We start from the raw sequence: 14,254 nt of genomic DNA on the forward strand, positions 1-14,254 counted from the left end.
ATAAAACGCTGAGCTGAAAATGCATCTAAAGAGTTTAATTCTCCCTGCATATAATCGTCACCAAGCACTGCGACCCAATCTTTAAATGGCTTATCAAAACTTAGCGTTTTACCATCAAAGGTAATGTTATCTTTGGTCACCACTAAACGTACAGGAAGAGAGCTAGTATTCGCCTTATTATCCAGATCAAATGTATCGCTTACCAGCTGTGAAACATCGGCACTTTTGATTTTCTCGACTACATTTGACGATTTTGATGCAAAGTCATCGGCATCAGAAAAGCAGCCCGATAAAAAAACAACCAAAATAAAGACTGAAATTAGTTTCAATATCCTACGTATATTCATTTAGTTTCTAATACCTCGAGTTCTTTAAAAAATTGCATAATTGTAGGATTATTCTCCGCCATTATTTTTAACTTAGCGAGCTCATGTTCTAGGTGCCCTTCGTAATGTAGCGCCATATTTAATTTAGTGAAATTGTGCATATCTTTCACCCATTTCTCAATACGCTGATAAATAACCAGCACATGAGGTGGACTTTGCTCGCTAATCAAATCTGGATGGACGAAAAAGTCATCTACCAAAGCTATTAGTGTCGAAGATGCCTGTTTGCCTGCCCAAATATCAGCAATAGTTTGCCCAAATACAGCAACCATATCCGAAGCGCACAATGCAGCAAGTTCATGCAGAGGATGATCATCTGGGTCTTTTGCTATCTGAGAATGAGTCGGATCGGTCGGCGAAGTATCATCCTGACTGTAAGTGATCGCTTCCATTAACTGACGAGCAAGCAAAGCTTTTAATTGATGCACAAAAAAGAAGACCGTATTAGAGATACTATTTACTGTCAGGCGTAACCACCAACTAGCTTGATCGATCCGTTTCGCCGCGTTCATGGCTTGAGTAGCCGAAATACGATCATCTTCTGTCGAGTAGTCTAATCCGAGCTGATCAAATAATTCTTTCACCGCTTGAGGCTGGTAGTCATTAAACAAGACCAAAATAATACTCAAACTGGTTTCAAGGCTTTCTTTTTCCACGCCAGTTGGGTGATCACTATTTTTTTCAATTACAGATAATAAGCTTACTAATGTGTCGACTGCACCAAACAGTCCTGTAACCAAAGGAAGGACTGCTTGAGTTTGGCCGGGAATTTGTACCGGATCTACCCAATCTTCTATAGGCCTTGGTAAAATGGACTTACCTTCACGACTTAAGCGATTAATGCAAAGCTCAACAAAGTTTGAGTGCGAATAAATATCCTCCATAACATGGAGGGCTTGACCAAAGTGAATAAACCCTTGGGGAGTTCTACCATTATCTGCAGCCAACTGAAATTGCGTTTTGGCATACGCAATAGATTGATCAAAGTAATTCTTATACCATTTTTGAGGATCTATTTCGCCCTCTTGCGCCTCAAAGTCAGCGCGGAATACTTTGGCAAGTTCTGGATTAACAGGCGCGGTAATACCTCGAGGATTATCTAAATGCTCTTCAGGGCGATAAACACCGAGCTTTTCCGGAGTGAGTCGATAAGGTGAATTATCTTGCTCGGCAAACAGTTGAGGAAATTCCTTTCGAGCTAAGATTTCAACAACTTGTGTTAATGCTTCGCGAGAGATAGCTTGACTGCCAATTCGATTGCCGCCACTAATCAAGCCACTCGTCTTCGCTGCTGGCTTATCAGCAAACTCTTTCGCTTTGGTGACTAATGTGTCCACCTCGGTTTGTAACTTAGATAAGTTTTCTTTTGCTGCGGGGAGGTATTGTTCTTGCTGAGTAAAAAATTCGTCCAAGTCCGCTTGTGTGACTATGTCCTCGGTCGTTTCAAGCTTAGCTTGACTCCACGCTCCGCCTTTTTGCTGAGCTTGTTTAAAGCCGTTAAGGTACCCCAGCATTTTTTCGATAGCGCTTTGATATTGAATGTTACTACGTAAGCTTGATTCTATATCACTCAGGCTATCGTTAAGGCTTTGCTTGTCACTTTTAGAAATGGCTTTAGTATGTAATTGCAGCTCTAAGGTGCTTTTTTGCGCTGCTAACTGCTGTTGCTGCTGCTTTAAATCCTCTAGGTAATCAGAAAGGCGCATTGCCGCAACGTCGCTTTCACCATCTAAACCGCGACTAAGCTGGACACTAAACGCCTGAGCGTGCTTGAGCCCGATTACTGTATTGTTTTGAAGCTCTTTGGTTTGAGACGCTAGTTGGTTGAGATACTCAGGTAAATCATCCTTTAACTCGGTCACTTGTTTACTCGCGTCATCAGCTTTATCGAGCAATAAATCGAGATTAAATTCCAGAATTTTAGGGTCAACTACCTGAGAGTAATCGCGAAGCCAGTTTCCATAGTAAATATGGTCTAATGCATTCTTATCAAAGTATTCCTGCAAAGCAAATTCAATCGACCTGTGGCCATATTTTCCTAACTTAACACTGTCAAGGTCCCCACCTGCTGAAAAGTACTCTCGATCACCATTATGACTCTTTTCGTCATTGTCGATATAATTACGCTGTTTTTGCAATTCAGCATGCATCTCTGGGTACTCAAGGCAGATCACTTGAGAACCTAGGTCACCACTGTAAGTAGCAACTTCTGTAGTCGCAGAATTTCGGATATCTAAATTACCCAAAATCACCGCAAATGCAGCGCCTTCGTCTAACTCGGCATCACCTCCGACTTGGCTATAAACATTACGCAATAAGTTATCAATATGATGACCAAATTCATGCACTATGATTGCCAGCAATTCAGCCTTTTTACGGTTACCTTTGGCCTCAAGTGCAGACTTAATCAGTTTCACTCCAATAAAAATGGTTTGCTGCTTATTATCGTAATAAGCCACATTCCCCGCAATAACTTCAATTAGAGGATTGGTGACCGTTTGTTTTTCGAGACCATCATATAGATCAACATAGGCTTTAGGTGGAATGCCGTAGCCAAAAACGCTCGCCAGCCATATACAGAAACGATGCTTTGAGAAGACGTTAGTCAAACCTTGTAAATGTTCTAAGGCATAACTGGAACTCAACTTATGGGTTTGCTGAGCAAACTCGGCTAATTCCACTTGAGTCACTGGTTTTTCAGCCTCTCTAGACGATGCGGCGCCCGGATTCAGTTTGACATTACCGCCTTTCGCTTTAGTGCTGTCGACACCTTCAATAGTAATATCAGCTCCATACAACAATATATTTCCATCTTGTTGTAAAATAATACCTGCCTTACCGACTTGAGCCGAAATTTGTTCTGCGCTAATGATCGTTGTTGAACCATCTGATTTAACTGAAGCGTTTTTGCTAACCTGAACCAACAGATTTTGTCCCACTTGCATCACATCATCAGCACCGATATCAACACTTCTCGAGCGATTGACATGAGTATTTTGCGCTTCACCAATGATCAATTCTTCATCTTTACCAATCAGTGTTTTTTGATGATTAAATACCGAACGGCTTTGTTGAAGTGCGATTTTTTTCGACCAATTTTCGTTATACGTTACTTCGACATCTCTAGCGACATCTTCACTGAACGTTTGGCGGGTGACTGACGTTTTATGTCCATCAATCTGTTCTTTACGATCACCCTGAATGTCGTTTTCTTGATTACCCGCTACTTTCGAAAACTCATCATTACCAATATCTCGATAGCGATTGTTTACAACTTCAGTTCGCATATCTTTTTGAGATCGAAGCGCGAACATCTCTTGATCCGCCTCATCTTCGAAATACAATTCATGATAACCGTCAGCTTTGTGACTCTGGGTGCGAAATACAGTACGCGTTTTATGTTCGGGTAACGCATACGGCGGATAATTTAAACCGTTATATACCGCACCAGTGATCAAGGGCTTATCTGGGTCTCCTTTCAAAAACGTCACAATCACTTCATGACCAATACGTGGAAGATAAACCGCACCCCACGTCGCTGCTGCCATCGATTGACTTACGCGAACCCAACAGCTGGTATGTTCATCACATTTCCCGTATCGATCCCAGTGAAATTGGACCTTCACGCGCCCCAGTGCGTCAGTAAAAATCTCCTCTCCCGCAGGACCGACTACAAACGCCGTTTGCGGACCATCCACCATAGGCGCTGGTAATTTGGGCGCTTGATACTCAATATCGCGAGCAATACACACAAACTGGTTATGATAGGTAGTAGGATGACCGGAAGATTCCTCAGCCAAAACCTGAGGATTTTGCCCAACGTGCGTTACACTCAACAAGGTATAATCGCCATTGATGGCAAGACGAGGATGTCCGCTAATTTCAAAGCTATGGCCTGGAATCAGGCGCATTACATCACTGCTAGCTTCTATCTGTTGATTTTCGACAAGGAAACTGGCGAGGGACTGATTCACTTTCACCTGGGAAAGATTACCAGCGAATCTTCCAGGGTAATCATAACGCTGCAGATCGCTGTGCCTATCACTACTCGTAAAGGATTTTTGCGGTGTTTTAGGCGCGAGATAATCATAATCATCCACAACTACTGCACCGCTGTTCACTCTGTTAATCAGCTCTAAATTGGAAATATGCTCAAATTGCACCGCTGCGCTATTATCTGCATCAAAAGGGATTGGGCCGAGTTGAGTTGCATTATTCAGTGACGAAACCAGTTCAGGAATAGCATCATTATTATCCACCACCACCAAGATGTGTTGGTCGGCAGAGTGTTCAAAGTAATACCACATACCATGCTCTGCCATTAGGCGTTGAACAAAATGGCTGTCGGTTTCTCGATATTGTAGGCAGTACTCTAAGTTTGCGTATTCGCCAGATAGATCAAATCGATAATTAATGATCTGTGCATCATCAAATACGGCTTTAATAATATCTGGAGCATTGGTTGCCTGAAAAATTCGACTATCTTGGCGCTGAGTTAAAAACCAAATGGAAGGCACTAATGTCAATTGATAACGCGTGTAGGTTCGTCCTTGCCCAAGATATCGGCATTGGTTAACGACGCCATGGAAATTGCGTGACGCATCCATTCCCTGTCCGTAGATACTTAGCAAACCTTCCTGTCGGCTTAAGTCATTAAAAGCGATATCACCCTTTTCACATAATAACGTTATTGATACTTGAAACGGAAATGACACCGACTCTGTAACTTGAAAGCTTTCAACTTTAAATTGATATGAACTTTGCGCCAACTCGAACGTGAACTCGATATTTTTTGCCATACTGACCAACTCACCATGAATTAAATAAACTAGCGATTCAGTTATGCAACTTAATCCCCGTTGTTTAGTGTTAACGACGAGTTTAGCGAGCTATTAAACCGGGCTCACCTTGCATTTAGAAAGCGAAAATATCGAAAAATTTGGTCGATTTATCTCAACCACTAGTCAAATGCGCTCATTAATCGAAAATTCGATTAATGAGTCCATGTTGTATGCAATGCGATTAGCGAAACTTTTTTCACATCTTGAGTTGTAGGTCACAGCAAAACAACAAATCTAGACGCCTTTACGATATTGGTTGTGAGTTGTTGCTTTGATAGCCGATTCGATTGACTCAAATCCGCTTTGGTCACGAGTTTGAATCGCTGCATAAAAATGGCGAATTAACATACTCTTATCAACATTGACTTGGGTTTGGGTTGCTATATTACGCATGTCCACCATCACGTCGGTAAACAGGTTAGGAAGGTCGTTAAGGACTTGTACATTAAGGTAGTTAACGTCGCTATACAGGCGATTGTAACTGCCTTTTTGTTTGTCGATAACATAGGCTCTGCCACTTAAATTGATGATTGATGCCGATTTTTCGCAGCGCTTAAGGCAGCCTTTGTTCATCGCCTGTTTTTTACAGCCGACACTTTGCATTAGCAAGCACTGGCGACTGGTCATCAAAGTAATCGGATGATAAATGCTGTAGAACAAGCGAAAATTTTGCGGCTTGACGATGCGTTTGAGCTGTTCACGGCTGAGCTCGTTCGACACAAATGCACCCGCGCCACTTAGCTCCTGGTCAATACAGGTTAACGCCAGTGAATTGGTTATATTTAACTGCGGCCCTGCCACCCAATTCAGCTTCAAGCTTTGGGCAAGATGTGCCACTCCTAAGTTATCGGTAACCACCAGTTTAGGGCGCACTTGAGCTAGTAATTGCTCTGCCCCGCGATAATTTTCACCTATCAATACCCCGGGGAAATATGCGCCCAAATTTGGATAATGCTCGAACATTGCCACTAAGCCGCTTAATTCACCGTTTAAGCCATCGGGCAGATGATAAATAAACTGCACATCAGGATGCTGGTTGAGTAAATCAAGATCTCGCGGTGAGTCGATAAGCACCGACAATTTAGGCGCAGGCAAAGCCGCTTCGCTTAGCTGAGATTTCGGCAATTCAATATCAATATGCAGATCTTTGCCCTTTAAACTGCGCTGACTGCGAGAGGTAATTTGCATAGCCTCAGTTACCGCTTCGACGCGCTGCATAATGGTGGTGGTTTTATCAAACAGCTCGCGCTTCACCGCCTGCAGTTGTTGCTCAGTCTGACACTCTTCTAGACGTGAAAAGTGCGTGGCTGCATGATTGCGCGGGTTATCAATGTACATCGCGCTGTGAATATTGCCGAGCAGATAACCATTGGAAAAATCGCGATTAAACACAGTGTAAAGTTCGCTCATGTCATCGAGCAACGTATTACTAGCGCAGAAATGATCGATTTGTTTGCGCCAATTTTCTACGGCGGTAAACACGTAATGAGGCTTTTTAATTCGTCCTTCGATTTTCAGTGAATAAACACCCGATTCCGCCAACTTAGCGAGATCGCCAAACGCGCTGTTGTCTTTTAAATTAAGCGGGAAATTCTTTCCTGCCGCCGTGGTTTGATATTGGTCGCGACACGGCTGGCTGCAACGCCCGCGGTTACCAGAGGCGCCGTTGCGCTCAGAACTGAAATAGCACAGCCCAGAAAAACCAATGCAATAAGAGCCGTGAACAAACACTTCCATCAACACATTATGCTGACGTCCCACTTGCGCAAGGTGGGTGATTTCATCGAGATTCAGCTCACGGGAGAGATTGACTCGGCTTGCGCCAAGTTGACTAAGTAGCGCAATTTGCCCTTCATTATGGGTATTCATCTGAGTGGAGGCATGCATATCTAAGCTAGGGAAATAGCGCTTAATGATATAAGCCAAGCCCAAATCTTGAACAATCACACCATCAATATTCGAGCCACTAAGTTCGGTAAGCAGACGAATCATTGAGCGAAGCTCGCTTTCCAGCAGTACGATATTGAGCGTCAAAAAGATTTTGCAGTCGTGCTGATGAGCGAGTTCCACCACACTATCTAGCACATCGAGAGTGATATTAGCCGCGCGATTACGCGCGTTAAAGCGGTCCAAACCGCAATAAATCGCATCGGCACCGGCCGCAATTGCGGCTTTGATCGACTCTAAATCACCACCAGGGGCAAGGAGCTCAAACTGCTGTTTCTGATACACCAAACTTATCAACTCTGTCTGCTTTAATTAGGCAGCAAATTATAACGACCTAGATCACAAGACTTTTGATATGGCGCAGGTGAAGGGGAATTTAACAGAGGATTGTTATTTTAGTTTAAGCGTGTAACCGCTTTGCTGGGGACATGACTCTGGGACAGAAAAAATGCCGGCTTAATGGCCGGCATTTCGTTAATTGCACAACTAAAATACTGCGCAGTGATAGTCCAAAATTAGTACGCTAGATCTTCAGACACTTGAACCGCGTTTTGTACTGGTTTTGGTAGAGGGTTCGACGTATCAGTACCAACAGAAATTTCTTGCGGTGCAGATACTGTCGCGCTTACTGGCAAGTCTTCAGAGTCGCCACCAACTAGGATGTTGAACGAAGCGTTTTGAGGCACATACCAAGTTTTGGTGGTTTCGTTGTAGTAAGAGAACGAACGAGCATTTAGAGGAATCGTCACTTTTTTGCTCTCACCCGCTTCTAGATACACTTTAGCGAAACCTTTTAGCTCGTGGTCTGGACGTTCCACATCACTATTAAGCGGCTGTACGTACAACTGAGCAACTTGATAACCCGCTTGGCTACCTGTGTTGGTTACCGTCACCGTCGCTTTGATAACATCATCACGAAGGACTTTCGTTGAAGACAATTTCAGGTCACTAAAGCTGTATTCGGTGTAGCTTAGGCCGTAACCAAATGGGTAAAGTGGTTTTTTGGCACTGGTTTGGTAACCACGATAGCCCATGTTCAAGCCTTCACCGTATACCATGGTCGTTTTCGCATCGTCGCCCAAATACTCTTCAGGATCTGAGTAGTACTCGTAACTTGGGTTGTAAGAAACCCATTGGTCAATCGACATTGGCAGGCGAGCGGATGGGTTAACATCGCCGTAAAGGATTTCAGCCAGCGCTTGACCGCCAAATTGACCGCTGTAGAACGCATGAAGCGCTGCGCCAGCATAATCAATCCAAGGCTTCATTAGCATTGCGCTGCCACCATGCATCACAACAACCGTATTAGGGTTAGCTTGAGTCACCGCTTCTAGCATGTAACCTTGGTGATCAGGAAGTGTGTAATCATGGTCAACGGTTTCGCCTTCTGTCGCCGCGCTATGACCAACGAATGCAACGACTGCGTCGTATTCACTCAGATCTGCAGGCACTTCTAGTGACGCCCAACTCATTTGGAGACCACGAATACCACCGTGGTAAGGCGTAAACTTACGCTCACGGCTGTATTCAAGTTTGACTTTGTACAACTTGCCTGCTTCTAGCATTTTAGTTTTTGCCGATTTAGGAATCGCATCAACAAGGTCGGTTGCGAGTGGCACGCCGTCACTCTTCATGATCAAATCGCCATCTAGCCACAGCTTGAACGGGCCATCTGCACGTACTTTAATCACTTGACGACCATCAATGGTTGGCTTGATCTTAGTCGTAAAGCGCGCACTAAATGCGCCCACTTCTGGATTGAAGTCAGTGATCTCACGAGTTTCATCAGCCGTTTCGTTGGTCATTGCTTCCCAATCGAAGTTTACGCCAGATTCAACACGAGTCAGCACAGGTTCGCCAGAAAGCTCCAAGTTTGAGTAGTACTCAGCTTCAACACCGGTGTCGCAGCTGTCATCTTGGTTAGTACAAGTGGTTTGATTCCAAACGGCGGTTTTTGGTGTCAAAGACATCGCTTCGATGAAATCGACATTGCTCGAACTATTGGCAAGCTCGCGCAGACCACTTAGTTCGGTTACGTAACCAGATTGCGGCACAGTAGAACAAGTACCAAATGGTGATGCCGGCGCGTTTTGCGCCATATCGCCGATAACCGCAATTTTGGCATCTTTAGATAACGGTAATAAACCGCCAGCGCCTTGGCTTGCACCTTTGTTTTTCAGTAGCACAATACCTTCACGAGCGACATCAATAGACGCTTGTTCTCCGTGGTCACGGTTATCTAACTCTTGAGCATCGTAAACGGTTTCGTTAAAGCCATTTTTAAATAGCGCACGCATGTTACGACGAACTTTGTTGTCGATAACACTTTGGCTGATTGAGCCATCTTCCAAATATGGCATGAGTTTTTTCTCTGTGAAGTAGTTGCCTGATGGTTGGTCCATATCGGTACCACCTACAGCCGCTTCATAAGTATTGGTGATCGAGTCAAAATCGGAACTCACGTAACCGGGATAGCCCCACTCACCTTTTAAGACATCGTTGATCAGATAGTCACTTGAACATGCATGATCGCCATTAATGTAGTTAAAACCACACATGAAAGATGCAGGATCTGAGTTTTTCACCAAAGATTCAAACGCTGGCATATAGATTTCACGCATGGTGCGCTCATCAATAACAGCATTAACTTTCTTACGGTTAACATCTTGCTCGTTACCTAACCAGTGCTTCACTGTTGCAGCAACGCCTTGAACTTGCACTGCATTGGTCATCGCAGGGGCTAACACAGAACACAAGAATGGGTCTTCACCACATAGAGTTTCTGCGTTACGGCCACCTAAAGGTGTGCGATACATGTTGACGACTGGAGACAGAAAATGCTCCGCACCTGACATGCGAGTTTCATAACCTAAAGCCAAACCAAGCTCTTTCGCTAACTCAACGTTCCAAGTAGAAGCCAGCGACAATTGTGATGGGAAACTTGTGCCATAAAGGAGTTTTGTCGCTTTAACTTTTACGCCCATTGCCGAGTCAACTGAGTTGGTACCTGGCAAATTAAAGCGGTCTACCGGCGGTAGGAGGTGGCCATCACTAACATGGATGTAATCGATTTTTTCAGATTGGGTCATCTCATTAATGATGTTAGTTACTTGAGATTCCACTTTCTGATCTTTTTCTTCTGCGTGTGCGACAGATGAGGTTGCGACCAACAGGACGCCAACCAAAGTTTTATTTAGCGTTGTCATTATTTGTTTGATCCTGATTGCTGGCTTTTTGATGGTTTGTAAGTCACCGCATCGTCGGTTTTGATCGGTGCATCCAGCAGTGAATCGCGTTCGCCGCGCTCATCAGAAACGAAGTCCAAGGTGTGAGTAAGCTCTTGCTGCTTTTTTTCCATCTCTAAACGTGCTTCGATCGCTGCATTAATATCTTCAAGAGATGAAGACGACGAGTCTTCACAAGACGCTTGCAGTGAATAGCCAGAGAGGATCATCGCGGCGCAGGTAAGCGCCAACTTTGATTTCGGCATCATTTATTATTTCCAATATTTTATTAATAGCTTTAATCAAGTAATCAAAGCCATGACGTTGAATAAGGCCGCGCAGTATAAATAAAATAATGAAAGGTAAAACACTTTATAAATTGCCTTTACAATTGTTTATTATGAATAAGAACAAAATAAAACTTATTAATGTGACATTTAATAATAAATATTATATCTAATCCCAGAGCATAGATTAAATATATATAAATGAAATATTAATCAATCAAAGGGTAAGAAATAACTCACTTAGCATTTAAATAATAATCAATCGTTATTCTTTATATTTCCAACCACAGAAATAAAAAATGCCAGCTCAAAAGCTGGCATTTTTATTGTGTGTCAAGCGTCATTAATAAGCGTGTTGCTCGGAAACCTGAACCGCATTTTGCACCGCTTGAGGCAATGGGTTAGAGCCACTTGTTGTCAGCAAAATTTCCTCACTCGCCGAGACATTCTTGCTTAGCGGTAGATGCACTGAATCTCCCCCGACAAGAATATTAAATGCCCCTCCTTGAGGTACTCGCCAACTGTTACTGCTCTCTTGATAATAAGCGAAAGAACGCGCGTGAAGAGGAATGGTCACTTGCTTGCTCTCACCCGCTTCGAGATACACTTTTGCAAAACCTTTCAGTTCGTGATCTGGACGCGAAACATCACTGTTGAGTGGCTGAACATACAACTGGGCAACTTCATAACCGGCTTCTCCGCCCGTATTCGTCACAGTAAAGGTGGCTTTAATCACGTCATCCTTAGCCACTTGCTGCGATGAAAGCTTCAAGTTACTGAAACTAAAATCGGTATAGCTCAAACCATAGCCAAATGGGAACAGCGGTGCGTTGTCACTGGCTTGATAGCCACGATAACCCATGTTGATCCCTTCGCTGTATTCCATCATGGTACTGGAGCCAATATCCGGCTGAGGATAACTGTCGTAACTTGGGTTGTAAGACAGCCACTGGTCGATGGTGACAGGTAATCGCGCTGATGGATTGACATCCCCGTATATGATTTCCGCCAGTGCTTGACCGCCCAATTGCCCACTAAACCACGCATGTAGCGCAGCCCCCGCATCATCAATCCAAGGTTGCATCAACATCGCGCTACCACCATGCATCACGACGATAGTATTAGGGTTTGCTTGGGTGACTTGTTCGAGCATATAGCCTTGCTGATCAGGTAAAGTGTAATCATGGTCAAGGGTTTCACCTTCGGTTTCATAATCACGCCCCACGAGTGCAATCACTGCGTCGTAATCACTAAGATCGCTAGGTGGCTCAAGTGAGGCCCAGCTTATTTGCAAGCCGCGCATTCCACCATAATAGGAAGTAAACAAACGTAGGCGGCTGTACTCAACTTTGACGGTATAGAGTTTTCCTGCTTCAAGTTTCTTGGTCTTAACCGATTTCGGAATCGCGTTCATCAAGTCGGTCGCAACAGGCTCGCCATCACTGTATAAAATCAATTCACCATCAAGCCACACTTTAACCGGGCCATCGGCACGCACTTTTAGCACTTGACGACCAGAAATTGTCGGTTTGATTTTGCCGGTAAAGCGCGCCGAAAATTCGCCGTAGTTTGGTGAAATATCATCAATATCGCGCGGTTCTGTCGCGGTGTCATTAATCATTTCAACCCAATCGAAATTGATACCGGCTTCGGTGCGACTTAAAAACGGCTCACCAGACAAATTGGTATTAGAATAATACTCAGCAGCCAATCCGGTATCGCACTCATCGCTACTATTGGTACAACTATTTTGATACCACTGCGCTGTTTTTGGTGTTAATGCCATACTATCAATAAAATCTACGTTAGCATCACTGTTAGATAACTGACGTAACCCCGTGAGCTCTGTGACATAGCCAGCCTGAGGAACCGAGTAGGCCGTGCCAAATGGTGAGCTCGGCGCGTTTTGTGCCATATCACCGATAACGGCAATTTTGGCATCTTTGCTTAAAGGCAACAAACCGCCTGCGCCATTAGTCGCGCCATTATTTTTGAGCAGAACGATGCTCTCACGTGCCACATCAATCGAGGCCTCTTCGCCCTTATCTTGATTTAAACTTTGCGCGTCATAAACCGTTTGATTGAAGCCGTTTTTAAACAGCGCTCGTAAGTTACGACGCACCTTGTTATCAATCACACTTTGCGACAGAGAACCATCTTCCAGATACGGAGTCAGCTTTTCCTCAGTAAAATAGTAACCTGAAGGTTGATCCAGATCGGTACCACCAATCGCCGCTTTATAGGTGCTGTTAATAGAGTTGTAATCCGAGCTCACAAATCCGTGGAACCCCCACTCCCCCTTGAGAATGTCGTTGGTAAGGTAAGTACTTGCACAAGAGTGATTACTGTTGATGGTGTTAAAGCCGCACATGATAGAAGCAACGTCTGCATTTTTTACCAAAGACTCAAACGGCAGCATATAGATTTCATGTTCAGTTCGATGGTCAATTTTGACGTTGAGCTTTTTACGTTTCACTTCTTGTTCATTACCCAACCAGTGTTTGGCGGTCGATGTTACACCTTGAACTTGAACCGCGTTGGTAAACGCAGGCGCTAATACTGAACATAAAAATGGGTCTTCACCGCAAAGGCTTTCCGCGTTACGTCCGCCCATGGGCGTGCGCACCATATTCACGCCCGGTGATAAAAAGTGTTCAGCGCCAGACATTCGAGTTTCAAATCCAAGCGCGAGACCAAGCTGTTTTGCGCGCTCAATATTCCAAGTCGCTGCAAGGGCAATCTGAGCCGGAAAACTGGTGCCATACATCAGCCTAGTGGCTTTAACTTTAATGCCCATTGCCGAATCAACGGAGTTGGTACCAGGTAAGTTAAAACGCTCTACAGGCGGGAGAAGGTGACCATCGCTGACGTGGATATAATCAATCTTTTCGCTCTGGGTCATATTGTCCAAAACTTTGGAGACTTGATCTTCAACACTTTGATCCGCATTCGCAGCCATCGATGCGCCGAGCAAAAGGCCAATGCTTAGCCAACGTCTACTGAGTTCCATCATGACTCGACTCCGACGGTTGGTTTTGCGCAGGTTGATACGTTACCGCATCATCGGTTTTCAATTCAGCATCGAGCAGAGAGTCTCGCTCACCACGCTCATCCGACACGAAGTCAGCGGTATGTGTCAGTGCTTGCTGCTTTTTTTCCATTTCCATGCGCGCTTCGACCAGCGCGTTAATATCTTCTATAGATGAAATCGAACTCTCTTCACAATAAGCTTGTAACGAGTAGCCAGATAAAACCATCGCAGCGCTGATAAGCGCCAGCTTTGATATTGGCATATGTAGGTATTCCTATGACATGATTTTTAAATAGCTGGTTATCATTACACATCGCTTAGTTTTATAAATTTAATTTAGACAAGGTTATTAGATTTAAGACGAATTATTATATCGACGGTTAATACTGAAAATTAAACCCATAAATAAATCCAATCAGAAAACACAGTATTAATCATTATCAAAAATCGACTTAAAATAATTTTAATTGAGGGAATTCACTCTAAATAATATATTCGATCAAACCGCCAGCAAGGATTGATCGAATATTAAGCATGT

At 43.9% G+C, this 14,254-nt stretch carries 7 protein-coding genes and 1 pseudogene; all 8 read right to left on the reverse strand.

The window, feature by feature from the left end; translation table 11 throughout:
* Nucleotides 1-329 (reverse strand): hypothetical protein (locus tag BLS03_RS25725; protein WP_176765666.1); only part of this gene is annotated, 329 nt, incomplete at its 3' end.
* Between the two features lie 14 nt (nt 330-343).
* On the reverse strand, nt 344-2,536 hold the full coding sequence (locus BLS03_RS26085) for an HET-C-related protein (RefSeq protein ID WP_342720711.1): 2,193 nt from the start codon (nt 2,534-2,536) through the stop codon (nt 344-346).
* A gap of 576 nt (nt 2,537-3,112) precedes the next feature.
* Nucleotides 3,113-5,185 (reverse strand): annotated as a pseudogene (tssI, locus tag BLS03_RS26090) (type VI secretion system tip protein TssI/VgrG); the annotation flags it as partial.
* Nucleotides 5,186-5,461: 276 nt separating this feature from the next.
* Nucleotides 5,462-7,468: a peptidase U32 family protein gene (locus tag BLS03_RS21845; protein ID WP_425445126.1), complete on the reverse strand. Its 2,007-nt coding sequence runs from the start codon at nt 7,466-7,468 to the stop codon at nt 5,462-5,464.
* Between the two features lie 221 nt (nt 7,469-7,689).
* Nucleotides 7,690-10,380 carry a beta-glucosidase gene (locus BLS03_RS21850; protein WP_093278942.1) on the reverse strand — a complete coding sequence of 897 codons (2,691 nt, stop codon included), beginning with the start codon at nt 10,378-10,380 and terminating at the stop codon, nt 7,690-7,692.
* A complete protein-coding gene (locus BLS03_RS21855) occupies nt 10,380-10,667 on the reverse strand; it encodes a hypothetical protein (RefSeq protein ID WP_093278944.1) in 288 nt (95 codons plus the stop codon). The genes BLS03_RS21850 and BLS03_RS21855 overlap by 1 nt, the downstream gene beginning before the upstream one ends.
* A gap of 361 nt (nt 10,668-11,028) precedes the next feature.
* Complete coding sequence (locus tag BLS03_RS21860) at nt 11,029-13,698, reverse strand: beta-glucosidase (protein WP_218122033.1); 2,670 nt, start codon at nt 13,696-13,698, stop codon at nt 11,029-11,031.
* Entirely contained in the window at nt 13,682-13,978 is a 297-nt protein-coding gene (locus tag BLS03_RS21865; RefSeq protein ID WP_093278946.1) for a hypothetical protein, read from the reverse strand. Before BLS03_RS21865 ends, BLS03_RS21860 begins: the two co-directional genes overlap by 17 nt.
* Nucleotides 13,979-14,254 lie beyond the last annotated feature (276 nt).

The organism is Vibrio xiamenensis, assembly GCF_900100015.1.
Lineage (GTDB): Bacteria > Pseudomonadota > Gammaproteobacteria > Enterobacterales > Vibrionaceae > Vibrio > Vibrio xiamenensis.